Source organism: Dietzia sp. UCD-THP, assembly GCF_000349585.1.
Classification (GTDB): Bacteria; Actinomycetota; Actinomycetes; order Mycobacteriales; family Mycobacteriaceae; genus Dietzia; species Dietzia natronolimnaea_A.
In genome coordinates this window covers 1-23,244 of record NZ_AOSR01000057.1, presented here as the reverse complement: position 1 = coordinate 23,244, position 23,244 = coordinate 1, and the positions used below count along the sequence as shown (strand labels likewise).

Genomic DNA, 23,244 nt, shown 5'->3' with positions numbered 1-23,244 from the left:
GGCTGTCGCCACGGACCCGTGGCGGTGGCCGTGCGTGCCGCATGGCCGCCGTCCCGCAGACGAAGGTACCAACGAACTCCGACACGCCTGCCATCGCAGACCGCCGTCGACACCAGTAGCCTGCAATTATGTCGAATTCCGCCGCTTCTGTTCCCGAGCACATCACCCTCACCGAGGGCTACTCCGGTCGCCTGGGCGGTCGCCTGACCGGCGAGCGCTGGACCGTCGGCCCGGCGCGGCTGTCCAAGATCTCCGTAGGGGAGATGGACAACAACGTCTACGTGATCGAGTCGGTCTCCACCGGCGAGGCACTCCTCGTCGACGCTGCCAACGACGCCCCCCAGCTCATCGCCCATCTCGAGGCGCAGGCCCCCGGGGTCCGCGAGGTGGTCACCACCCACCTGCACGCAGACCACTGGATCGGTCTGCCGGAGACCGTCGAGGCCCTCGGCCTGAGGACCATCGCCTCACCCGGTGACGCCGGCGAGATCCACGTACCGACGGACCGCCACGTCTCCCACGGTGACGAGATCGTCGTGGGGGATCTGCGCCTCGGGGTGATCGGTCTGCGTGGCCACACCCCGGACGGCATCGCGCTCCTGCTCCGGACCGCTGAGGGGACCCACCTGTTCGCCGGGGACTCCCTCTTCCCCGGGGGCCCGGGGAAGACCGCCACGCCGGAACAGTTCGCCACCCTCATGAACGACCTCGAGACCCGCGTGTTCGCGGTCCTCGATGACGACGTGGTGGTTCATCCCGGACACGGGGACGACACCACGCTCGGCGCCGAGCGCCCGAACCTCGGAACGTGGAGGGAACGCGGCTGGTGACCCACGACGGCCCGGGGCGAGGGGCTTGTCGGAATCGTTATCTCGGCCCGTCGTGAGCGATCGCCCCAGCGCATCACACGGGTCCGCACAGCTCGCGACCTGCGAGGTTCCCGGACCGGAGGCGCGTCGCCGGGGTTTTCACTAGGTTCGACCACGCATCCCAATTCCCAGGAGGAACGATGATCCGACGACTCGCACGACCCATGCTCGCCACGGTGTTCGTCATCGACGGCGTGGAGACGCTACGCAATCCGCAGGCCCATGTGGCCAAGGCGGCCCCGCTCGTGGACAAGGCCGCACCTCTGGTGGAGAAGGGCGAGCAGGCCGTCAACGAGCACGTGACGACCTCCGTGCCGCCGGTCACCAAGGACACCGAGACCCTGGTCAAGGCTCTCGCGGGAGTCAAGGTCGGTGCCGGTGTGCTTTTCGCGCTCGGCAAGGCCCCCCGCCTGTCGGCCCTCGCCCTCACGGCGTCGCACCTGCCCACGACCGTCACCCGCAACGACTTCTGGGCGGAGTCCGACTCCGCCGCCAGGAGCCGCAAGACCACCGGCCTGGCCACCGACGTCGCCCTGCTCGGCGCGCTGCTGCTCGCCTCGGTCGACACCGCCGGCCAGCCGGGCCTGACCTGGCGCGCCCGCAAGGCCGGGGACAAGGTCACGGCCAAGCTGCCCGGGGCGAAAGCCGAGTCCGCCGCCGCCGGGGTCGCCCTCGCGGGGGTCGCCCACAACGTGGCCGACCAGGCCCGCGGCGTCGCCGGTACGGTCAAGGACAAGGCTCCCGAGGTCGCGGAAGCGGTCCGCGAGAAGGCCCCCGAGGTCGCCGACCAGGTCCGCGAGAAGGCCCCCGAGGTCGCCGACCAGGTCCGCGACCAGGCGGCCGGCGTCGCGGAGGTCGTCCGCGCCAAGGCCCCCGAGGTCGCCGAGGCGGTCCGGGGCCGGGCCAAGTCGGCGCGCAAGCAGGCCGCCCCGATCGCGGCGCAGGTCCGGGACCATGCCGCGGTGGCCGCCCATGTCGCCGCGGACCAGGCCGCGGAGACCCGTGAGGTCGCCCGTGACCGTGCGGCCCACGTCCGCGACGTCGCCACCGAGCGCGCTGAGAAGGCCGCGGCGCGCGCGGACAAGGTCGACGCCAAGGACCTCCGCAAGTCCGTCGACTCGGCCACGAAGAAGGCCCGGAAGGACGCGCGGAAGAAGATCACCACCGCCAAGAAGTCGAGTGACCGCGCCCGGAGCAAGGCCGCCGCCGCCATCCGACCCTGACGGACCACCCCACCCGGTGCTGCCCACCGGTTGTTGTCGACGACCCCGCCCTGACCGGCGGGGTCGTCTGCGTCGGAGCACCCGCCCGACACCCGGTAGCCTGGTTGTCCCGCACCGTGCAGTCCATCGCGACCGCCGCCCGGTCCACACCCCCGAGAGGAGCGCGCATGACGGAGTCCGACGCCGTCGACGAGGAGCAGCGCCACCTCGGTCGTCTCCTCGACCGTCTCGAGGAACTGCGGTCCGACACCCGGGCCCGCCTCGACGCCGTCCTCCGGGGTACGGGGGGCACACCCCAGGCTCGATCCGAGAGAGAGTCGTTCGCGCGGCTCTACTCGTCGGAGTTGGCGGCGTACAGCGCCGCCAATCTGGGCCTGTACTTCGGACGGCTGGACATGGCCGACGGGGAGGTCCGCCGGATCGGTCGCGTGGGACTGAGGGACGACGACGAGGACCTCACCCCGCTCCTGCTGGACTGGCGGGCGGACCACAGCCGCCCGTTCTACCTGGCCACCACCGCCCGTCCCGAGGGCGCACACCGACGTCGGCACCTCCGCACGATCGGGCGGAGGGTCATCGGGGTGCACGACGAATTCCTCACGGCCCCGGCCGACGGGGAGATTCCGGAGGACCACGACGACGTCGTGGGGGAATCCGCGCTGCTCGAGGCCCTGGACAGCGCGCGGTCCGCGCACATGACCGACATCGTCGCGACCATCCAGCGAGAGCAGGACGAGATCATCCGCAACCCTCACGCCGGGGTGCTGGTGGTCCAGGGCGGGCCGGGCACGGGCAAGACCGCCGTGGCCCTGCACCGCGCGGCCTACCTCCTCTACACGCACCGCCGCAGGCTCGATCGCAGTGGCGTCCTCATCGTGGGTCCGAACGCGCGGTTCCTCGACTACATCGCGCGGGTACTGCCGTCGCTCGGGGAGTCGGGCGTCGTCCTGCGCACGCTCGCCGACCTCTACCCCGGGGTCCGGGCCACCGGTCACGAGACGCTCCGCGGCGAGGAGGTCAAGGGGTCCGCCGACATGGTCGACATCCTCAAGGCCGCGGTCCGCGCCCGGCAGTTCGCCCCGGCTTCGGACGTGGTGGTGCGGTGCGAGGGCCATGACCTGGTCCTCACGCCAGCGGTGGTGCGCGCTGCCCGCGGCCGGGCCAGGATGACGCGACGCCCCCACAACCAGGCGCGATCCACTTTCCAGGAGAAGATCGTCGACGCACTCACCGAGCAGTACGTGGCCGCGCTCACCGACCCGGTCGGGCAGGCGGAGGACGCCGCCTGGTCCCCCGCGGGCGGCGGGGTCGGGGACCTCGGGGATCCGGCCCGCCCGCTGCTGGACGCGGATGACCGGGCCGCGCTGCGCACCGAGGTGGAACGTGCGCCGGAGGTCCTCTCCGCGATCGACGAGTGGTGGCCCACACTGCGTCCGGAGAGGCTGTTGGCCGACCTGCTCTCCAGCCGCGAGCGGATCTCCGAAGCCGCCGGGGACTATGTGGCCGAGGACCAGGACGCCCTCTTCCGCGAGGACGGCGATGCCTTCTCGGAGGCCGACGTACCGCTGCTCGACGAACTCGCCGAGCTACTGGGCGAGGACCCGGCGGCGGAGGGCAGCGACGCGGACCGGGCCTGGGCCGAACAGGTCCGGCAGGCGGAGGAGGCCCTCGAGATCCTCACCGGGTCGGCGGTCCAGGACATCGAGGACGACCTCGACCCGGAGGTCCTCATGGCCTACGACGTGGTCGATGCCGAGGCCCTCGCCAGAAGGCACAGTGCCGACTCGGACCTCACCGTCGCGGATCGCGCCGGCGCGGATCGGACCTGGGCGTTCGGGCACGTGATCGTCGACGAGGCCCAGGAACTGTCCGTCATGGCGTGGCGCGCGTTGATGCGCCGCTCCCCCAACCGCTGGATGACGCTCGTCGGGGACGTCGCCCAGACCTCGAGCCCGGCGGGCATCGACTCATGGCACGACGCGCTGTCGCCCTATGTGGACGACCGGTGGCTCCTCTGCGAGCTCACCGTCAACTACCGCACCCCGGAGACCGTGTCCGCGGTGGCGGCGCGACTACTGGCGCAGATCGACCCGCGAGCGACCGCGCCGCGACCGGTACGAGCGGGTCACCGTCCGGTCGCGTGGCTCGAGACCGAGGCGCGGTCCCTGGGCCGGGTGGTGGCCGAGGAGGTCTCGCTCGTCCCGCAGGACCGCGCCGTCGCCGTGCTCCTGCCCGACGGACCCGAGGAGCAGCACGCCCGCGAGATCGCCGAGCTCAGGCAGGCCGTGGCCGAGACACGACCCGACACCTCGGTCCTCCCGCTGGCACTGGCCAAGGGGCTCGAGTTCGATGTGGTGGTCGTGGTGGATCCCGAACGCGTGCTCGGACGGTCCCCGCAGGGGCTCCAGGACCTCTACGTGGGGGCCACCCGCGCCACCCAGGAACTGGTCCTCGTGCAGCCGGGGCGGTTCGGCCCGTTGCTCTCGGTGATCCGGGAGACGGTCACGGACGGCCCCGAGGAGCTCACCGCATGAGCATCGACGCCGTTACACGGTTCTCGGTCGCCACGGTCGTGTGCGCGTTCCTGGCGGTGAGCACCGGATGCGCCGCCGGGCAGGACGCCACCGACCGGACCGTGCGCGCGGACACCATGGGGCAGGGTGCCGACGCCGCAGACGCGCAGCCCGCCGGGACCGCCGGAGGCCCCGCCAGGACCGGCAGCGAGCAGGACTTCCTCGATCAGCTCACCGCCTCCGGACTCCCCACGGAGATGACCGCGGCCACCACGGTCGAGGTGGGGCTGGGCATCTGCCGGAGCATCTCCGACGGGGCCGATACCGAGACGATCCTCGATCACCTCCGGCCACTCACCAGCGCGATCGCCGCCCAGGACGCCGACCGCGACACCGCCGGGGTCGGCCGGGCCCTCATCGACGCCAGCCGGGCCCACCTCTGCGGCTGACCAGCGGCCGGCCCGGCTCGGATGATCCGTTACTCAGGTCGTGTGCACGATGAGGACGTCGCACACCGCCCGACGGGCCGCGTCGGCGGGCACCGAGCCCAGGAGTCGACCGGTCAGCGAGTTCAGGCCCTTGTTGCCCACCACCAGCAGGTCCGCCTCCACCTCGTTGGCCAACTTGATGAGTGACTCGACGGGCGCCCCCTTGACGGTGCGCGCCTCGACGGCGGACGCCCCGGCGGCGGCCGCCCTGTCCTTCGCCGTCCGGACGATGTCCTCGGCGGGGTTGTCACCGCGGATCTGATAGGCGTCGTCGCCCAGCTGATCGGCGGCCTGGCTGACCGCCCGCGGGTCGGCGGGCACGTAGGCGCAGGCGATCACGAGAGTCGCGGACTCGTCGGCGGCCAGTGCCGCGGCACGATCGACCGCCCGGTAGGACGACTCCGAGCCGTCCGTTCCCACGACCACCTTGTTGTAGGCGCTCAATTGACTTCCTCTCCTCGGCAACACGTTCTCCCCAGCGTAGTGCGCGGAGGCCCGCGCCGGACCCGGTAGGCGCGCGACGTCACAGTGACGGGTCAGTCGACTCCGGCCTCCCGCATCCCCTTGAGTTCCTTGCGCAACTCGGCGATCTCGTCCCGGAGCCGACCCGCCAACTCGAACCGGAGGTCCGTCGCAGCCGACATCATCTGCTCGGTCATCTCCCCGATGAGCTTCTCGAGTTCCGCACGCGGTCGCGCCGAATCGCCCGCCGCCCGGGCCCCCACGAGCTCGGGCCGGTCACGCGGGTCGGAAGACGACTCTCCGTCGCCCTCCTCCCCGACCCTGTCGAGGATGTCGGCGATCTTCCTCCGCAGAGGCTGGGGGTCGATACCGTGCTCGGTGTTGTACGCGACCTGCTTCTCTCTCCGACGGTCGGTCTCCTCGATGGCCTGACGCATCGCCTCGGTGACGGAGTCCGCGTACATGTGGACCTCGCCGGAGACGTTGCGGGCCGCACGGCCGATGGTCTGGATCAGGGAGGTGCTCGAACGGAGGAAGCCCTGCTTGTCGGCGTCGAGAATCGCCACCAGGGAGACCTCGGGCAGGTCCAACCCCTCGCGGAGCAGGTTGATGCCCACCAGGACGTCGAACTCGCCACGGCGCAGGTCCCGGAGCAGCTCCACCCGCTGCAGGGTGTCGATCTCCGAGTGCAGATAGCGCACGCGCACGCCGAGTTCCAGTAGATAGTCGGTGAGGTCCTCGGACATCTTCTTGGTCAGGGTGGTCACCAGGACCCGCTCGTCGCGCTCCGCACGCGCACGGATCTCCCCGAGGAGGTCATCGATCTGCCCCTTCGTGGGCTTGACGACGATCTTCGGGTCCACCAGGCCGGTGGGCCGGATGACCTGCTCGACGAACTCGCCCCCAGCACGCCCCATCTCGTACGTCCCGGGGGTGGCCGAGAGGTACACCGTCTGGCCGACCCGGTCGGAGAACTCCTCCCACGTGAGCGGACGGTTGTCGAGCGCGGAGGGGAGCCTGAAACCGAAGTCCACGAGGTTGCGCTTGCGGGAGGCGTCGCCCTCGAACATCGCGCCGATCTGCGGGACGGTCACATGGGACTCGTCGATGACGGTGAGGAAGTCCTCGGGGAAGTAGTCGATCAGCGTCGCCGGAGAGCTCCCCGCAGCCCGACCGTCGATGTGGCGCGAGTAGTTCTCGATCCCGGAACAGAACCCGACCTGCTGCATCATCTCGATGTCGTACGAGGTACGCATCCTCAGGCGTTGCGCCTCCAGGAGCTTGCCCTGGTTCTCCAGCTCCGCCAACCGGGCCTCCAGCTCCTCCTCTATCGACGCGATGGCCTTGGCCATACGGTCGGGCCCGGCGACGTAGTGCGTCGCCGGGAAGATCCGCACCTCGTCGACCTTTCGCACGACATCGCCCGTCAACGGGTGGATGTAGTAGAGCGCGTCGATCTCGTCACCGAAGAACTCGATGCGCACGGCGAGCTCCTCGTAGGTGGGGATGATGTCGACGGTGTCCCCCTTGGCACGGAAGGTGCCCCGCGTCATGGAGACGTCGTTGCGCTCGTACTGCACATCCACCAGAAGACGCAGGAGTCGGTCGCGCTCGACCTCCTGGCCCACCGCCAGCGAGACCGATCTGTCCAGGTAGGACTGTGGCGTGCCGAGACCGTAGATGCACGAGACCGAACTGACCACCACGACGTCGCGCCGCGAGAGCAGTGACGATGTCGCGGAGTGCCTGAGCCGCTCCACGTCGTCGTTGATCGACGAGTCCTTCTCGATGAAGGTGTCCGTCTGGGCGATGTACGCCTCGGGTTGGTAGTAGTCGTAGTAGGAGACGAAGTACTCGACGGCGTTGTTGGGAAGCATCTCCCTCAGTTCGTTGGCCAACTGCGCGGCGAGGGTCTTGTTGGGAGCCATGACGAGGGTCGGCCGCTGGACCTGCTCGATGAGCCAGGCCGTCGTGGCGGACTTACCGGTACCGGTGGCCCCGAGCAGCACGACGTCCCGCTCCCCCCGCCCCAGGCGCTCGGTGAGCTCGGCGATCGCCGTCGGCTGGTCACCGGACGGGGTGAACTCGCTGACCACTTCGAACCTGCCGGTGGACCGCTCGACATCCCCGATGGGGCGGAACTCCGAGTAGGACAGGACGGTCGGGTCTGCGGGGATCCCGTCATCGGGGATCTCGGTCGCGAAAGCCATACCGCAAGCTTACGAGTCGACACCGACACCCGCCTCTCGACGAAAGAGCCCCCACATCCCGGGTTGCCACTACTCTGTACACAGACTCCTCTCATCTCGTCCCCCTCGTCTGGAGAATCCGTGTCCCCCAACACACCTCGTCGTCGTCCCCGCCTGTCGCGTCGGACACGGACACCCCTCGCGGCGGGTACCGTCGTCGCTCTCGCGATCGGCGTGCTGACGGCGCTGACGGCACTGCCCCCGGTCGCGTCCGCGGCGCCGTGTGACCCGTGGCCGCCGACCGGCGGGCCCGGACTCGGCTCCGGTTCCCTCTCCGGATCCGCCGCCATGCCGACCGACGCGCCGGCCACCCCCTGGGCGAACGGGGCCAGCGGTTACATCCCCATCCTCCAGGGACGTACGACGACGGTGGAACTGCTCACGGGACCCACGAGCCCCAACCGGACGGTCGAACGGTTCGGCATCTCCGGTACCGACCTGGGAATCATGTGGGAGAACGGGGACGCCTCGAACCCGCAGGTGCTGATGGCGCTCGGGGACACCATGGGCGACTGCAGCCTCCCCGGGACCCAGTGGCGCAGCAACATCCTGTTCCGCTCGTCCGACCGGACCCTGTCCAACGGGATGCGGATCGACAACGCCCCGATGGAGCGCAGCGGTCTGGCCAAGTCCATCCTCCCCCGCTCGAACCTGCCGGGCGAGGTGACCGTCATCCCGACCGCGGGGGTGGAGGTCGGCGGCACGCAGTACCTGCGGTACATGTCGGTCGCCAGCTGGGGCGCCCCCGGCGAGTGGGTGACCAACTACTCCGCGCTCGCCGAATCAGCGGACAACGGGGAGAACTGGACCCCGGTGGCGGGCACCGCCCGCACCGGGACCGGCAGCGCGCGCCTCATACCGTCGAATCTCGGCGCCCCGTTCACCACCCACACCGCCGGCCAGATGAGCGCGTTCCTCAAGCACGACGGCTTCGTCTACGAATACCTGACCCCGTCGGGCCGCAACGGCGCGGTGACCCTCGCCCGCGTGCCGGAGCGGTCGATCAGGGAGATGTCGGCCTACGAGTTCTGGACCGGTGCCGGCTGGGGCCGTGACCACCGCGCCGCCGCGGCGGTGATGAACCCCCGTGTGAGTGAGTTGTCCGTCTCGTGGAGTGCTCGACTGGGTCGCTTCATCGCCCTGTACACCAACGGGAACAACGACATCGTGATGCGGCAGGCCGCGAGGCCCGAGGGCCCGTGGTCCGGAGAGGACATCCTGCTGTCGTACCGGCACGTGCCCACCCTCTACGGTGCGTTCGTCCACCCGTGGAGCCCGGCGGTCGAGACGGTGGGGTCCGACCTGTACTTCACCATGTCCACCTGGGACGCCTACAACGTCTTCCTCATGCGGACCGACCTGAACCAGATCCCCGCGCGGACCCTGCCGGCGGCCGATTCCCGGATGCGCGTCGCGGACAACAGCTGGACCGCCAACACACCGGACCCCGCCGAGACCGGTGAGACCGTGCTCGTCGAGCGGCGCCCGATCCCGAGATCGTGAGATGAGCCGGGCACTCCTGCGGCTGGCCGCGACGGCACTGGCCGCGGTCTCGACCTCCGTCGCCGCGATCGCCGTCACCTGGCCGGGCACCGCCACGGCCGGACCGTGCAGCGTCATGTTCGGCAACTTCGGATCCCTGCTGGAGAACCAGACCGGTGCCGGAATGGCCGGCGGTTCGCTGGGTCCCACCGGCTCGGGGTCGACCGGGCCGCTCGGATCCGCCTCGCGGGCCATGGGGTCGGCCGACCGCTCGGGGTCGCTGGTCCAGCAGCTCGAGACCGGGTCCCTGGGCAACAGACTGTCCGGTTCCCTCGACACGGTCACCGGATCCGTGTACGGGATGCCGCCGTGGATCACCGGGGAGGAGGGCACCGTCCCCGTCCTCCGCGGCCCGACGCAGTTCCTCCAGCTGGTCACCGGCCCCACCAGCCCCACCGAGACCGTCAGCCGCTACGGGGTGACCGGAACCGATCTCGGGATCATGTGGGACAACGGACGCTCTGACGATCCGGAGATCCTCATGGCGTTCGGCGACACCATGGGTGACTGCACCCTCCCCGGGAGCCAGTGGCGCTCGAACGTCCTGTTCCGGTCCGGTGACACCGACCTCGGCGACGGGCTGAGCATCGACTCCGCGGTCACCGGTCCTGACGGCCTGGCCACCTCCATCGTCCCCCGTTCAGGACTTCCCGGAGAGGTCACCATCATCCCGACCGCGGGGATCGCGGTAGAGGGAGTCCAGTACCTGCGATTCATGTCGGTCGCCCACTGGGGTCAACCGGGGTCGTGGACGACCAACTACTCGGGACTGGCCTACTCGACGGACAACGGAGAACACTGGACCGTCGTACCCCCGCTGGCGCGGCCGATCACCTCCGCCGTGCCTGTCGGAGCCGGCGCACCCCCGGTGGACGCCGCCTGGCGGGAGGCGCAGATGAGCTCGTATCTCAGGACGGATACCCACCTCTACGAGTACCTCACACCGTCCGGGCGCCAGGGTTCCGCGATCCTCGCCCGCGTCCCGCTCGCCGGGTCGCCGTCGGCGGCGGATCTCGACGCAGCCGGTGGAGCACCTCCGGCCGCGGGCATCCTCGACCCCACCGCCTACCGGTACTGGGACGGCACGGAGTGGGTGGACGACCCCTCGGACGCCGCGCCGGTGTTGCCCCGCCCGGCCAGCGAACTCTCCGTGATGTGGAACAGCTACCTGGGAAAGTTCGCCGCCATGTACTCCCAGGGATTCAACTCCGTCGTCCTCCGCACCGCAGATCGCCCGGAGGGCCCCTGGACCGGACCCACCGTCCTCGTGGACTACTCCATGCTCCCCGGCGTCTACGGCGCGTTCATGCACCCCTGGGCCCAGGGTGAGGATCTGTACTACCTGGTCACGACGTGGAACGCCTACAACGTGTTCCTCGTGCGCACCAGGCTGTCAGACGTCCTGCCCAGCAGACTCCGCAGCGCCGCGGCTCCCGCCGGGCCCGCCACCTCCGAGGTCGTCAGGCACGTGCCGGTGTCCGAGCTGGTCGACGGCGCCGTCCCCACTGAGTGACTGCGGCGCGATCCACTCGGCGGGGGGGCCGCTCAGCGCCCCGGCGCCTCGCAGCGGGTCCGCTCCCACTCACGTGTCTCCTCGCGGTCGGCCCGGCGGAGGATCTCCGCGTACTCCACCCGCGCACTCGGATCCGACCCGATGGCCTCGGCCATCAGCAGGGCGAACTCGTGCTCCGGGTCGTCCTCCGCGAGGATCGACACCTCGAGGGGGCGAGCGGGGTCACACCAGTGCAGGAGCGGGCGCTCGGCGGTGCGGTCGCGCACGTATCCCGCGTCGGTCAACAGTGCCAGCGCACGCTCCACCGCCGCCTCGTCCCGCACCGTCACCTGCAGGTCCACGATGTCCGGTGCGTCCAGGCCCTCGACAGCGGTGGGGCCGACGTGGTCGATGCGGGTGGCGACCTCCCCCAGTACGTGGCGTAGCCTCGCCGTCGCCCTGGTCGCCTCGGCCGCCCACTCCGGGCGGTACGGAACCACGGTCCGGTCGCCCACCACGGGCGTGCCGGTCCGCAGATTGTGCTCGAACGGCTGCAGGCGTAGCTCGACGAGCATCCGGACGATGTCGCGCACCGGTTCGCGGTCGCCCGAGTTGTCGATCAGCACGTCGGCTTCGGCCCGGCGGGCCTCGTCGGTCGCCTGATGGGACATCCGCGCCCGGGCGTCGTCCTCCGGCATCCCGCGCTGCTCCACCAGCCGTCGGAGCCGGATCTCCGCCGGGGTGTCCACCACGATCACCAGATGGTAGGCGGGGGTCATCCCGCCCTCCACCAGTAGTGGCATGTCGTGAACGACGATGGCGTCCGGAGGTGCAGAACCGAAGAGTTCGGCCGTGCGCTCCCCGATCAGCGGATGGGTGATCGCGTTGAGCGCGGCGGTGCGCTCCGGGTCGACGAACGCCCGGGCGGCGAGGGCGGCCCGATCGAGAGCACCGTCGGGCCCCACGATGTCGTCACCGAACTCGGCGACGAGCATCGCCAGCCCCGGGGTCCCGGGTTCGACGATCTCCCTCGCGATCCGATCCGCGTCGACGATCACCGCGCCGGCCTCCGCGAGAACCGCCGTCACCGTCGACTTGCCGGCCCCTATTCCACCGGTCAGACCCACCATCAGCATGGGACGAAGTCTAGGTGACCGCGGGCCTCGAATGCGGATGCGGCCCACGCCACGACACTCCGGCGAGCGGCGGAAATAGACCACGGCCCCGGTCGGTGTCCCACCGAGGTGGGACGACCGTCCGGGGCCGTGATGCCGTCCGTCAGACGCCCGTGGCGCCGTCAGGCAGCGAGGTCACTCACCGCCGGCGAGCTTGGCGCGCAGAGCGGCCAGCTGCTCGTCGGACGCCAGCGATCCGCCGGTCGACTCGGCCTGGTTGGACTCCGCGGCAGCGGGACGACTGGCCGACGGCGCGGACTCCGACGAGTAGTTGGTCGGGGCGGCCTCCGCGGCCTCCGCAGCAGCGGCGCGACCCTTCTCGATCTGAGCCGTGTGCATCTTGTGACGACGCTCGGCCTCCGCGTAGCGGTTCTCCCACTCCTCACGCTGCTTCTCGAAACCCTCGAGCCACTCGTTGGTCTCGGGATCGAAGCCCTCGGGGAAGATGTAGTTGCCGGCCTCGTCGTAGCTGTCGGCCATGCCGTACTTCGACGGGTCGAACTCCTCCGTGTAGTCCTCGTCCGCCTGCTTGAGCGAGAGCGAGATACGACGACGGTCGAGGTCGATGTCGATGACCTTGACCATGGCGTCGTCGTTGACGGACACGACCTGGTCGGGAACCTCCACGTGGCGCTCGGCCAGCTCGGAGATGTGGACGAGGCCCTCGATGCCCTCGTCGACGCGCACGAACGCGCCGAACGGCACGAGCTTGGTGACCTTGCCCGGCACGATCTGACCGATCGCGTGGGTCCGGGCGAAGTGCCGCCACGGATCCTCCTGGGTGGCCTTGAGCGACAGGGAGACGCGCTCGCGGTCCAGGTCGACGTCGAGGACCTCGACGGTAACCTCCTGGCCCACCTCGACGACCTCGGACGGGTGGTCGATGTGCTTCCAGGACAGCTCGGAGACGTGGACGAGCCCGTCGACGCCACCGAGGTCCACGAACGCACCGAAGTTGACGATCGAGGACACGACGCCCTTGCGGACCTGGCCCTTCTGCAGCTGGTGCAGGAACTCGGAACGGACCGCGGACTGGGTCTGCTCGAGCCACGCGCGACGCGAGAGCACGACGTTGTTGCGGTTCTTGTCCAGCTCGATGATCTTGGCCTCGAGCTCCTGGCCCACGTAGGGAAGGAGGTCGCGGACGCGGCGCATCTCCACCAGCGAGGCGGGGAGGAAGCCACGGAGGCCGATGTCGAGGATGAGGCCGCCCTTGACGACCTCGATGACGGTGCCCTTGACGGCCTCGTCCTTCTCCTTGAGCTCCTCGATCGTGCCCCAGGCGCGCTCGTACTGTGCGCGCTTCTTGGACAGGATCAGGCGGCCGTCCTTGTCCTCCTTGGTCAGGACCAGGGCCTCGACCTCGTCGCCCACCTCGACGACCTCACCGGGGTCGACATCGTGCTTGATGGAGAGTTCGCGCGAGGGGATGACACCCTCGGTCTTGTAGCCGATGTCGAGCAGGACCTCGTCACGGTCGACCTTGACGATCGTGCCCTCGACGATGTCGCCATCGTTGAAGTACTTGATCGTGGCGTCGATGGCGGCGAGGAAGTCCTCCGCGGAGCCGATGTCGTTGACGGCTACCTGCGGGGAGGTGGTGTTGGTGGTCATATGGTGGGGTGCTCCGGAGTGGATAGGAATCGTAGGTGGGCAGATGTTCGCGAGCGTGTACGCACGCGACCGTCAACTGTACTCTGCCAGCGTGACGTCCACAAACCCCCCCGACCACGGTGAGTCCGTCCGCGCCTCCCGCGCGTGGTGGGACGCCGAGGCGGTCGACTACCACCATGAACACGGGGATTTCCTCGGCGCCCACTCCCCCGACGGCGAGTTCGTGTGGTGCCCCGAGGGCCTGCACGAAGGCGACTGGACGCTCCTCGGCGACGTCGCCGGCCGCGACGTCCTCGAGATCGGCTGCGGATCGGCGCCGTGCTCACGCTGGATCGCCGGCCGCGGGGCCCGCGCCGTCGCCGTCGACCTCTCCGCCGGGATGCTCCGGGTGGGTGCCCGGGCCGCGAGCCGGTCGACCGGCCCGGCGGCCCGGGTGCCGCTGCTCCAGGCCGACGCCCGCCGCCTGCCCTTCGCCGCCGACAGCTTCGATGTCGCGTTCTCCGCTTTCGGGGCCATCCCCTTCGTGGCGGACACCGCCGGGGTGATGGCGGAGGCGGCTCGCGTGCTCCGTCCCGGCGGACGGTTCGTCTTCTCCGTCAACCACCCCATGCGGTGGATCTTCCGGGACGATCCGGGCCCCGAGGGACTCGTGGCCGCGTTCCCGTACTTCGACCGCACGCCGTACACCGAGTACGACGAGGAGGGCGGCCTGACCTACGTCGAACACCACCGCACGGTGGGCGACCGGATCCGCGAACTCGTCGGCGCCGGATTCGTGGTCCGGGACCTGATCGAGCCCGAGTGGCCGGAGTGGCTCGAGCAGGAGTGGGGGCAGTGGAGCCCGTTGCGCGGCAGTGTGTTCCCCGGGACCGCGATCTTCGTGGCCACTCTCCCCTGACCGCCCGGCTGCGACCTCGTGGCGCCGACTACAGGATCTTGGACAGGAAGTCCTGCGTCCGCTGGTGCCGGGGCGCCCCGAGCACGTCGGACGGACGCCCGGCCTCGACCACCACCCCGTCGTCCAAGAAGGCGACCGTATCGGCCACCTCCCGGGCGAAGCCCATCTCGTGGGTGACCACGATCATGGTCATCCCGGCGTCCGCGAGATCCCGCATGACGCCCAGTACCTCGCCCACCAGCTCGGGGTCCAGGGCCGAGGTGGGCTCGTCGAACAGCATGAGCTTGGGCTCCATCGCCAGAGCCCGGGCGATCGCCACCCGCTGCTGCTGCCCACCGGACAACTGCGCCGGATAGGCGTCCGCTTTCGCCGAGAGACCGACCTTGTCGAGCAGGGCCCGTGCCCGCTCCGTGGCTTCCGCGCGGGACTCACCCTTGACCAGTATCGGGGCCTCGATGATGTTCTCGAGGGCCGTGCGGTGCAGGAACAGGTTGAAGTGTTGGAACACCATCCCGATGTCTTGGCGCTGCCTGGCCGCGTGCCTCGGCGAGATCTCGTAGAGCTTGCCGCCCTTCTCGCGGTACCCCACCAGGTCGTCGTCGACGTAGAGCCGACCGGCATCGACACGCTCGAGGTGGTTGATGCACCGGAGGAAGGTGGACTTGCCGGATCCGGACGGGCCTACCAGGCACAGCACCTCCCCGGCCGCCACCTCGATGTCGATGCCCTTGAGCACCCTCAGTGAACCGAAACTCTTGCAGACCTGCTCGGCCCTGACCATCGGAGTCATGGCATTCCTCCCGACTGGTCGGTACCCCTGGCCGCCGCGAGCCCGGAGGGTGTGAGTCCATCCGCCTCGGCCAGCGCCCGCAGCTGTTTGCCCGTGAGCTGGCGGGTGGAACCGCGGGAGAACTTCTTCTCGAGGAAGTGTTGGCCCACCATGAGCACGCTGGTGATCACCAGGTACCAGGTGGCCGCGACCAGCAGCAGCGGGATCGGCTGGAAGTTGACCCCGGAGATGTCGCGGGCCTGACCATAGAGCTCGCCGGAGAACGGGATGGCCACGACGAGCGAGGTGGTCTTGAGCAGCGAGATCAATTCGTTGCCGGTCGGCGGGATGATCACGCGCATGGCCTGCGGCAGGATGGTCCGGCGCATGGTCTGCCCCCACGACATGCCGAGCGCGGTGGAGGCCTCGGCCTGTCCCTCCGGAACGGACGAGATCCCCGCCCGCACGATCTCGGCCATGTAGGCGGCCTCGTTCATGGCCAGGCCCACCACTGCCAGCCAGAAGGCGGAGTACAACACCATCGTGTCGTCGAAGCGGACGATCTGGAAGTCGGTGAAGGGGATGCCGAACTGGACCTGCCGGTACAGCGTGAATATCAGGCCCCAGAACAGCAGCTGCACGTAGATGGGGGTCCCGCGGAAGATCCACAGGTACACCCAGGCCACGGCCTTGAGCACCGGGTTGCTGCTCATCCGCATCACCGAGAGGATGACCCCCAGGATGACGGCGAGGATCATCGACAACACCGTCAGCGCGATGGTGTAGAACACCGCCATGCCGAACCTGGTGTCGAAGAGGTAGCGACCGTAGGTGTCCCAGCCGTAGGCGGGGTTCGTCGCCGCGCCCCAGATGAACAGGAACACCAGTACCAGGACGATCGTCGCCGACACCCAGCGCCACGGGTGCCGGAGCGGCACCGCCTCGATTGGGTCGGGCGCGTCAGCCCGGGGCGCGGAGGCGCCGTTGTGCGCGGTGCTCACCGACCGGTCACTCAGCCCTTCCGGATCTCGGCGTCGTCGATCAACCCGTCCTCGAGGCCCCAGTTCTGGGCGATCCTCTCGAAGTCTCCGGTCTCGATGAGCTTGTCCGCTGCGGCTTCCAGAGCGGCGGCCAGTTCGGACCCCTTGCGCACAGGCCAGCCGTAGGGGGCGGAGTCAAAGACGTCACCGGCCAGCTGCATCTTGCCCTCGGACTGCTTGACCGCGTACGCCGAGATTGGCGAGTCGGCGGACATCGCGTCGACCTTGCCGAGCGCCACGGCGGTGGAGGCCTCGTCCTGCGAGTCGAACTGGACCTTCTCGATCGGGGGATTGCCGGCGGCGACGCACGCCTCGCTGCGGGCGGGCACGTCCTCCTGGTCGGAGACCGTGGTGCGCTGGACCGCCACGCTCAGGCCGCACGCATCGTCGGGGTCCACGTCGTTACCGGCCGCCGACGCCCACTGGATGCCGGCCTCGAAGTAGGTGACGAAGTCGACGGTCTGCAGTCGCTCGTCGTTGACAGTGAACGAGGAAGCACCCATGTCCATGGTGCCGCCCTCGATGGCGGGGATGATCTTCTCGAAGTCGGACTCGCGGAACTCCGCGCGCAGTCCCATGAGCTGGGCGGCGGCGGTCATCACGTCGATGTCGAAGCCGACGATCTCGCCCCGCTCGTTCTTGAACTCGTTGGGCGCGTACGGCGGGTTGGTGCCGATCACCAGCACGCCCTTCTCGCGGATCTCGGCCGGCACGAGGGCGGCGATCTCGTCGTCCGTCTCGAGCGAGACCTCCTGCCTGGGCTCTCCCGAGTCCTCGGGACCCTCGGTGTTGGTGGTGCAGCCGGTGAGCGCGAGGGCCGCGGTGGCGGTCAGTGCCAGTGCGGCACGGAGGCCGCGCCGTGAGGTGAGGGTCATGTGCGTGCCCTTTCAGGCGTCGGGTAGCCGAATCTGCAATGAACCTAGGGCATACTCCGGGCACCACAAAACGAACCGCCCGCTTTCGGCGTCACTGGTTACCCACTGGTTACTCAGTGGGCAGCGGAATCCCAGTCGGGCCCCGTGCCGGTGGAGACGTCCAGCGGTACGTTGAGTTCGATAGCGGAGTACATCCGGTCGACGACGAGGCCACGGACCTCCTCGAGTTCGCCCTTCGCCACCTCGAGGACCAGTTCGTCGTGGACCTGGAGCAACAGACGGCTCTGGAGCCCCCGCTCGTGGAGGTCGGCGTCCACCTTGAGCATCGCCGCCTTGATGATGTCCGCAGCGGTGCCCTGGATGGGGGCGTTGAGAGCCGCACGCTCGGCGTTCTCGCGCTTGAGCCGGTTGTCCGAGTTGAGTTCGGGCAGGTAGCGGCGACGACCGAAGAGCGTCTCGGTGTAGCCGTCCCGACGGGCCTGGTCCACCACCGCGTGCAGGTAGTCGCGGACGCCGCCGAAGCGGGAGAAGTAGGCGTCCATCTGTTCGCGGGCCTCGGTCTGGCTGATGCCGAGCTGCGCGGCCAGCCCGAAGGCGCTGAGCCCGTAGGCGAGCCCGTAGCTCATGGCCTTGACCCGGCGCCGGAGCTCGGGGGTGACCTGGTCGATCGGCACCCCGAACGCCCGGGAACCGACGAAGGAGTGCAGGTCCTCGCCGGTCCGAAACGCCTCGATCAGGCCCTCGTCGCCCGAGAGGTGCGCCATCACGCGCATCTCGATCTGGCTGTAGTCGGCGGTGAGGAGGCAGTCGAAACCCTCACCCACGACGAACGATTTGCGGATGCGTCGTCCGTCCTCGGTGCGGACCGGGATGTTCTGCAAATTCGGGTCGGTGGAGGACAGCCGTCCGGTCGCGGCGACCGTCTGGTTGAACGTGGTGTGGATGCGCCCGTCGTCGCCGATGGTCTTGATCAGACCCTCGACGGTGGTACGCATCTTGGTGGCCTCGCGGTGCAGGAGCAGCGCTTCCAGGAAGGCTCGTCCCGGGGTGTCCCCCGTCTCCTTGGCCAATAGCTCCTCAAGGGCCTTGGCGTCCGTGGTGTACCCGGTTTTGGTCTTCTTGGTCTTTGGCATCCCGAGGGTGTCGAACAGCACCACTTGGAGCTGCTTGGGCGAGCCGAGGTTGATCTGCTCACCGCCGATCGCGGCGTAGGCCGCCTCCGCCGCCTCACGACCTCGGTCGGCGAACCCGTCGCGCAGGTCGTCCAGGGCCGATGCGTCGACGGCGATGCCGATCGACTCCATCCTCGCGAGCACCGGCACGAGCGGCAGTTCCATATCCGCGAGCAACTGCGCCCCGTGCACCTGCTCGAGCTCCACGTCCAGTCTCTCGGCGAGGTCGATCACGGCCCGGGCGCGGGTCGCCGCCGAGTTGGCCGCCTGCTGCTCGGCCTCGGACTCGTCGACCTCGTCCAGGAGCGACAGCTGCTTGTCCGCCGCCTCCGGCTCAGGCAACTCGCGCTGCAGGTGGCGCTGAAACAATTCCGCCAGCCCATAACTGCGCTGGCCCGGACGGACGAGGTAGGCCGCGAGAGCGACATCCAGCGTGACACCGGCCAGGCGGAGGTTCCGGCCCATGAGCGCGTGGGTGGCGGCCTTGGCGTCGTGGACCGCCTTGAACACCGCGTCGTCTTCCAGCCACGCCTGTAGAGCCTGCTCGTCACCCGCGTCTATGCGTCCGAGATCGATGTGACCGGATGCCCCGTCCGCCGCGGCCACGGTGACCGACTGCGCGTCCCCCGCGCCCGGTCGGGACGGCCCGACGACGACGAGGCCGTGCCGGCTGCCGGCCGGAGCGTGGGCGGCGAGCCAGTCAGAGACCTCGCCCGCGCGGAGGACCGCGGCCTGCTCGAGTTTGATCTCCGACACCGGCTCGGGTGCGCCCTCCGGGAGGAACGCCGAGAGGAAGCGGTCACGGGCCTGGGGGCCGAACTCCAGCCGGTCGAACAGGGCGTTGACCTCGGCCCGCTCGGGCAGGTGCCGCGTGAGTTCGTCGAGCCGGACGCCGAGGTCGAGGTCCCGGGTCAGTTCGGTGATGCGACGGTTGAGCTGCACCTGCGGGAGGTGTTCGCGGAGGCTCTCCCCCACCTTGCCCTTGACCTCGTCCGCGTGCGCGATGAGTTCCGACAGGCTGCCGTACTGGACGATCCACTTGGCCGCCGTCTTGTCGCCGACCTTGGGCACGCCGGGGAGGTTGTCGGAGGTGTCACCGCGCAGCGCGGCGACGTCGGGGTACTGCGCGGGGGTCACCCCGTACTTGGCCTCCACCGCCTCCGGGGTGAATCGGGCGAGCTCCGAGACCCCCTTGACCGGGTAGAGGACGGTCACCTCCTCGGAGACCAGCTGCAGCGCGTCGCGGTCGCCAGTGCAGATGAGTGTCTCGGCACCGGTCGCCTGGGTGGCCAGGGTCGCGATGATGTCGTCGGCCTCGTGTCCCTCCAGGGACAGCGTGCGGACCCCGAGCGCCACCAGGGCCTCCTGGATCAGCTCGACCTGCCCCTTGAACTCCTCGGGCGCGGCCGACCGGGTCGACTTGTACTCCGGGTACTCAGCCGTCCGGTGGAGCGTCGCCCGGGAGACATCGAACGCCACCGCCAGGTGGGTGGGCTCCTCGGTGGTGACCAGGTTGGCGACCATCGACAGGAAACCGTAGACCGCATTGGTGTGCTGCCCGGAGGCCGTGGAGAAGTTCTCCGCGGGAAGGGCATAGAACGCGCGGAAGGCCAGCGAGTGCCCGTCGAGGAGCAATAGACGGGTGGGCCCGTGTGCCTCGGCGGCGTCGGTGGACGCGGTGGTGGCGGCGGAACTGGCTTCGGCGGTCTGGTTCGTGGTGCTCACACGGCCACTCTAGGGCGGGCGTCGGACAGCCGCTCACCGGTCGTCGGTTAGACTCCTCCACCAGCGGCTCGCCGCGTTCGCCCCCGTAGCCCAATTGGCAGAGGCAACGGATTCAAAACCCGTCCAGTGTCGGTTCGAGTCCGACCGGGGGCACCACGGCGTCCGCCTGCCCGCTGAATGGCAGCGGCCGCCTATCGGGCGGGAGGCGGCTCGATGAGAAGGTCGCAGACCTTGTTCCCATCGAGGCGGAACCGGCACCAGAGGTCGGCCTGTCCACCGGGGAAGTTGCCCTCCAGGTGGCCTGCCACGAGCCACGTGTCGTCGGCCGTCCTCGCCTGACCGATGCAGTCCAGCGTGTAGGTGTACTGATTGGCGGACTTGGTCCACCACTCTCGAATCGTCGCCGAGCCGAGGTACTCCGTGTCCTCGTCGACCACCCTCGCGTCCGTTGTAAACACGGTGTCGGCGGGCAGTTCACGTGTGCTGTTCCGTTGAGACTCGAGATACCGGCGGACAACGGCCGGCAGCAGGTCGGGCTCGTAGGGGTCGAATCTGGTGGGGCTCACCGGGATCTCCTTGAACTGACTTTTGCTGACTCGGGACCACGATGGTCGCGCTCTTGGGTATACAACCCTGGTCCGACATCATTCGGTCACTCCCTCTCGCCCGCGACTGGCGCGGCGACAACACATCCGGAATATGCGGCCGAGGCAGGCCCCGACCCGGCCGAAGCCCCCGTAGTTGCCGTGTCCCACAAGTGTCCTTATACTTGCTTGCTGCAAGCAATTTAAAGAGACTCGAGGAGGTCGGTGTGGCGATAGACGCCGAGCAGGGCGGCAAACTGGCCGTCGACCTTTCCCGCGTGGTCAAGATGCTCCGCGCACTCAACGCGTCGGCTCCGCGACTCCACGAGTCGCTCGAGCCGTCGACCCATCCCCTGCTGTTCGCGATCCACGACGAGCCCGCCCGGATTACCGCCCTCGCCGAGCGAGTCCACACCGACATCTCCGTGGTGAGCCGTCAGGTCCGTCACCTCGAGACCCTCGGCTTGGTCGCCAAGGCACCCGACCCGGATGACGGACGCGCGAGCGTCGTGACCCTCACGTCCGAGGGCCGCGATCTGGTCACCCGGGTCTTCGATGGTCGCGGGCAGTGGATGGCCGACGTGCTGGCCGACTGGACCCCCGAGCAGGCGGCCTCGCTCGACGAGGGACTGACCCGACTCGCCGACTCGCTGCGCGCGGAGATCGACGCCCTCACATCCGCCAAGGAAAACCGATGACCACCCCAGAGACTCGATCCGCCAGCGCTGCCGCTGGCCCGGGCGAGGACGGCGAGTTCTCCCATCGCCAGATCCTCGTGATCCTCGCCGGATTGATGTCGGCGATGTTCCTCGCCAGCCTCGATCAGACGATCGTCTCGACCGCCATCAGGACCATCGCCGATGATCTCCAGGGGTTGGACGCCCAGGCGTGGGTGACCACCGCCTACCTCATGACGTCCACGATCTCGACGCCGCTGTACGGCAAGCTCTCGGACATCTACGGGCGCAAGCCCTTCTTCGTCATCGGCATCGTGATCTTCGTGTTCGGCTCCCTGCTCTGCACTCTCGCCGACTCGATGTACACCCTCGCACTGTTCCGCGGAATCCAGGGACTGGGCGCGGGCGCACTGATGTCGCTCTCACTGGCGATCATCGGCGACATCATCCCGCCCCGTGAGCGCGCGAAGTATCAGGGCTACCTACTCGCCGTGTTCGCCTCGTCCTCCGTCATCGGTCCGGTGGTCGGCGGCTTCTTCGCCGGCGCCGAGACCCTCTTCGGGATCAGTGGCTGGCGATGGATCTTCCTCATCAACGTCCCCATCGGCGCCATCGCGCTGACCCTGGTGATGATCACCCTCAACGTCAAGAACGCCCGCGTGGACCATCGGGTGGACTGGGCGGGAGCCGCCACGATCGTCATCGGTCTGGTGCCGCTTCTCCTGGTGGCCGAGCAGGGCAACACCTGGGGTTGGGGCTCGCCGGCGGCCCTCGCCTGCTACGTCGTGGGCCTGGCCGGGATCGGCCTGTTCCTCATCGTCGAGGCGCGCGCGGGCGACGAGGCGCTCATCCCACTGCGGCTGTTCCGGGACCGCACCTTCGCGATCGTCACCGCCGGCGGGGTGATCGTGGGAATGGCGATGTTCGGCGGGTTGATGACGCTCCCGCTGTACATGCAGATCGTGCACGGGGCCGACCCGATGGAGTCCGGACTCATGATGCTGCCGCTGGTGGCCGGGCTGATGGGCGCCTCGATCGTCTCCGGTCAGCTCATCTCGAAGACCGGGCGGGTGCGCGAGTTCCCGATCTTCGGGACCGCCGTCGCGGCCGTCGGCCTGTTCCTGCTGTTCACCATCGACGCCGACACCTCACTCACCCTGGTGATGGCCTACATGCTGGTCCTCGGCATCGGCCTGGGCAACTGTATGCAGCCGCTCACCCTGATCGTGCAGAACGCGGTGAGCCCCCGCGAGATCGGTGTGGCCACCGCGTCCGCGACGTTCTTCCGTCAGCTCGGCGGGACCGCCGGCGTGGCCGTGTTCCTGTCGATCCTGTTCAGCCGGGTCGGGGGCTCCATCACCAGCGAACTGGAGAAGGCGGGCGCGGACGGCACCCTCGCACGCGGGGTGCAGGAGGGGCTGTCGGACCCGGCCCTGAGCGCCGACCCGGAGGCGCTGGGAATCGTCCAGGCCCTCGCCGACCCGGCGACCGGCGCGGGCGCGCTCGAGACGGTCACCAAGGACTCCTCCGTCATCAATCGCCTACCCGAGCTGGTGGCCCACCCCTTCGAACAGGGCTTCGCGCTGAGCATGTCGGAGATCTATCTGGTCGCCGGCATCCTCGCCGTCGTCGCCTCGGTGATCCTGGTCTTCCTGCCACCGATCGTCCTCCGGGCCGGCTCCGCACAGGCCGAGGCAGCCCGCGAGGCCGCCGCGGCGGCGGCCCCGACCGGAAGCGATGTCGCCGCGGCGGACGCAGCGGCGGGCGACACCCCAGCAGGTGGTGAGGTGACGGGGCCCGCCGCCACCGCTCGCGAGGCGTCGGGGACGACGACGCGGCCGACACCGGACGAGGGCCGCTGAGGCGGGGCCTACCCC

General features: G+C 69.4%; 18 protein-coding genes and 1 tRNA gene. 10 read left to right on the top strand and 9 right to left on the bottom strand.

What is annotated here, in order from left to right; all coding sequences use genetic code 11:
• Positions 1–128 precede the first annotated feature (128 nt).
• The 4 genes from H483_RS26030 to H483_RS26015 all read left to right on the top strand — a co-directional run bounded on the left by H483_RS26030 (position 129) and on the right by H483_RS26015 (position 5,054).
• A complete protein-coding gene (locus H483_RS26030; protein WP_017836224.1) occupies positions 129–830 on the top strand; it encodes an MBL fold metallo-hydrolase in 702 nt (233 codons plus the stop codon).
• Positions 831–1,009: 179 nt separating this feature from the next.
• Positions 1,010–2,092 carry a DoxX family protein gene (locus H483_RS26025; RefSeq protein ID WP_017836223.1) on the top strand — a complete coding sequence of 361 codons (1,083 nt, stop codon included), beginning with the start codon at positions 1,010–1,012 and terminating at the stop codon, positions 2,090–2,092.
• 167 nt (positions 2,093–2,259) lie between these two features.
• Positions 2,260–4,626, top strand: coding sequence for an ATP-binding domain-containing protein (locus tag H483_RS26020; protein ID WP_017836222.1), 2,367 nt, complete (start codon positions 2,260–2,262; stop codon positions 4,624–4,626).
• Positions 4,623–5,054, top strand: a complete 432-nt coding sequence (locus H483_RS26015; RefSeq protein WP_017836221.1) for a DUF732 domain-containing protein — start codon at positions 4,623–4,625, stop codon at positions 5,052–5,054. The genes H483_RS26020 and H483_RS26015 overlap by 4 nt, the downstream gene beginning before the upstream one ends.
• 33 nt (positions 5,055–5,087) lie before the next feature.
• On the opposite strand, the gene H483_RS26010 is transcribed toward H483_RS26015, so the two are convergent.
• Together H483_RS26010 and uvrB are read right to left on the bottom strand one after the other, a co-directional pair.
• A complete protein-coding gene (locus H483_RS26010; RefSeq protein ID WP_017836220.1) occupies positions 5,088–5,537 on the bottom strand; it encodes a universal stress protein in 450 nt (149 codons plus the stop codon).
• A gap of 92 nt (positions 5,538–5,629) precedes the next feature.
• A complete protein-coding gene (gene uvrB, locus H483_RS26005) occupies positions 5,630–7,765 on the bottom strand; it encodes an excinuclease ABC subunit UvrB (RefSeq protein WP_017836219.1) in 2,136 nt (711 codons plus the stop codon).
• A gap of 120 nt (positions 7,766–7,885) precedes the next feature.
• On the opposite strand from uvrB, the gene H483_RS26000 reads away from it, so the two are divergent.
• Both H483_RS26000 and H483_RS25995 read left to right on the top strand, forming a co-directional pair.
• The gene (locus tag H483_RS26000) at positions 7,886–9,307 is read left to right on the top strand and encodes a DUF4185 domain-containing protein (RefSeq protein ID WP_017836218.1); all 1,422 of its coding nucleotides are present in this window, start codon (positions 7,886–7,888) and stop codon (positions 9,305–9,307) included.
• A gap of 1 nt (position 9,308) precedes the next feature.
• The gene (locus H483_RS25995; RefSeq protein WP_017836217.1) at positions 9,309–10,859 is read left to right on the top strand and encodes a DUF4185 domain-containing protein; all 1,551 of its coding nucleotides are present in this window, start codon (positions 9,309–9,311) and stop codon (positions 10,857–10,859) included.
• A 32-nt stretch (positions 10,860–10,891) separates the two neighbouring features.
• Here H483_RS25995 and coaE read toward each other — a convergent pair whose 3' ends face one another.
• Positions 10,892–11,974 (bottom strand): dephospho-CoA kinase, encoded by a 1,083-nt coding sequence (coaE, locus tag H483_RS25990; protein WP_017836216.1) that lies wholly within the window; start codon positions 11,972–11,974, stop codon positions 10,892–10,894.
• Between the two features lie 174 nt (positions 11,975–12,148).
• Positions 12,149–13,627 (bottom strand): 30S ribosomal protein S1, encoded by a 1,479-nt coding sequence (gene rpsA / locus H483_RS25985; RefSeq protein WP_017836215.1) that lies wholly within the window; start codon positions 13,625–13,627, stop codon positions 12,149–12,151.
• A gap of 43 nt (positions 13,628–13,670) precedes the next feature.
• Between rpsA and H483_RS25980 the strand changes: the two genes are divergently transcribed.
• A complete protein-coding gene (locus H483_RS25980) occupies positions 13,671–14,525 on the top strand; it encodes a class I SAM-dependent methyltransferase (protein ID WP_017836214.1) in 855 nt (284 codons plus the stop codon).
• Positions 14,526–14,553: 28 nt separating this feature from the next.
• Here H483_RS25980 and H483_RS25975 read toward each other — a convergent pair whose 3' ends face one another.
• The 4 genes from H483_RS25975 to polA all read right to left on the bottom strand — a co-directional run bounded on the left by H483_RS25975 (position 14,554) and on the right by polA (position 20,106).
• Positions 14,554–15,315 carry an amino acid ABC transporter ATP-binding protein gene (locus tag H483_RS25975; RefSeq protein WP_017836213.1) on the bottom strand — a complete coding sequence of 254 codons (762 nt, stop codon included), beginning with the start codon at positions 15,313–15,315 and terminating at the stop codon, positions 14,554–14,556.
• The gene (locus tag H483_RS25970) at positions 15,312–16,295 is read right to left on the bottom strand and encodes an amino acid ABC transporter permease (protein ID WP_017836212.1); all 984 of its coding nucleotides are present in this window, start codon (positions 16,293–16,295) and stop codon (positions 15,312–15,314) included. Before H483_RS25970 ends, H483_RS25975 begins: the two co-directional genes overlap by 4 nt.
• Positions 16,296–16,306: 11 nt before the next feature.
• Positions 16,307–17,209 carry an ABC transporter substrate-binding protein gene (locus H483_RS25965; protein WP_017836211.1) on the bottom strand — a complete coding sequence of 301 codons (903 nt, stop codon included), beginning with the start codon at positions 17,207–17,209 and terminating at the stop codon, positions 16,307–16,309.
• A 113-nt stretch (positions 17,210–17,322) separates the two neighbouring features.
• Positions 17,323–20,106, bottom strand: a complete 2,784-nt coding sequence (gene polA, locus H483_RS25960) for a DNA polymerase I (RefSeq protein ID WP_017836210.1) — start codon at positions 20,104–20,106, stop codon at positions 17,323–17,325.
• A 79-nt stretch (positions 20,107–20,185) separates the two neighbouring features.
• Here polA and H483_RS25955 point away from each other — a divergent pair.
• Positions 20,186–20,262: transfer RNA gene (locus H483_RS25955), tRNA-Leu, on the top strand.
• A gap of 35 nt (positions 20,263–20,297) precedes the next feature.
• Here the strand turns inward: H483_RS25955 and H483_RS25950 are convergent.
• A complete protein-coding gene (locus tag H483_RS25950) occupies positions 20,298–20,672 on the bottom strand; it encodes a hypothetical protein (RefSeq protein WP_017836209.1) in 375 nt (124 codons plus the stop codon).
• Positions 20,673–20,917: 245 nt separating this feature from the next.
• Between H483_RS25950 and H483_RS25945 the strand changes: the two genes are divergently transcribed.
• Positions 20,918–21,388 carry a MarR family winged helix-turn-helix transcriptional regulator gene (locus tag H483_RS25945; protein ID WP_017836208.1) on the top strand — a complete coding sequence of 157 codons (471 nt, stop codon included), beginning with the start codon at positions 20,918–20,920 and terminating at the stop codon, positions 21,386–21,388.
• Positions 21,385–23,229 (top strand): MDR family MFS transporter, encoded by a 1,845-nt coding sequence (locus H483_RS25940; protein WP_017836207.1) that lies wholly within the window; start codon positions 21,385–21,387, stop codon positions 23,227–23,229. The genes H483_RS25945 and H483_RS25940 overlap by 4 nt, the downstream gene beginning before the upstream one ends.
• Positions 23,230–23,244: the final 15 nt, after the last annotated feature.

What these genes read in the sequence shown, in the direction of transcription:
- H483_RS26030 (WP_017836224.1), top strand. Translation starts at nt 129, where the DNA reads ATGTCGAATTCCGCCGCTTCTGTTCCCGAGCACATCACCCTCACCGAG.
- H483_RS26025 (WP_017836223.1), top strand. Translation starts at nt 1,010, where the DNA reads ATGATCCGACGACTCGCACGACCCATGCTCGCCACGGTGTTCGTCATC.
- H483_RS26020 (WP_017836222.1), top strand. Translation starts at nt 2,260, where the DNA reads ATGACGGAGTCCGACGCCGTCGACGAGGAGCAGCGCCACCTCGGTCGT.
- H483_RS26015 (WP_017836221.1), top strand. Translation starts at nt 4,623, where the DNA reads ATGAGCATCGACGCCGTTACACGGTTCTCGGTCGCCACGGTCGTGTGC.
- uvrB (WP_017836219.1), bottom strand. Translation starts at nt 7,765, where the DNA reads ATGGCTTTCGCGACCGAGATCCCCGATGACGGGATCCCCGCAGACCCG.
- H483_RS25995 (WP_017836217.1), top strand. Translation starts at nt 9,309, where the DNA reads ATGAGCCGGGCACTCCTGCGGCTGGCCGCGACGGCACTGGCCGCGGTC.
- coaE (WP_017836216.1), bottom strand. Translation starts at nt 11,974, where the DNA reads ATGCTGATGGTGGGTCTGACCGGTGGAATAGGGGCCGGCAAGTCGACG.
- rpsA (WP_017836215.1), bottom strand. Translation starts at nt 13,627, where the DNA reads ATGACCACCAACACCACCTCCCCGCAGGTAGCCGTCAACGACATCGGC.
- H483_RS25980 (WP_017836214.1), top strand. Translation starts at nt 13,671, where the DNA reads ATGTTCGCGAGCGTGTACGCACGCGACCGTCAACTGTACTCTGCCAGC.
- H483_RS25975 (WP_017836213.1), bottom strand. Translation starts at nt 15,315, where the DNA reads ATGACTCCGATGGTCAGGGCCGAGCAGGTCTGCAAGAGTTTCGGTTCA.
- H483_RS25965 (WP_017836211.1), bottom strand. Translation starts at nt 17,209, where the DNA reads ATGACCCTCACCTCACGGCGCGGCCTCCGTGCCGCACTGGCACTGACC.
- H483_RS25940 (WP_017836207.1), top strand. Translation starts at nt 21,385, where the DNA reads ATGACCACCCCAGAGACTCGATCCGCCAGCGCTGCCGCTGGCCCGGGC.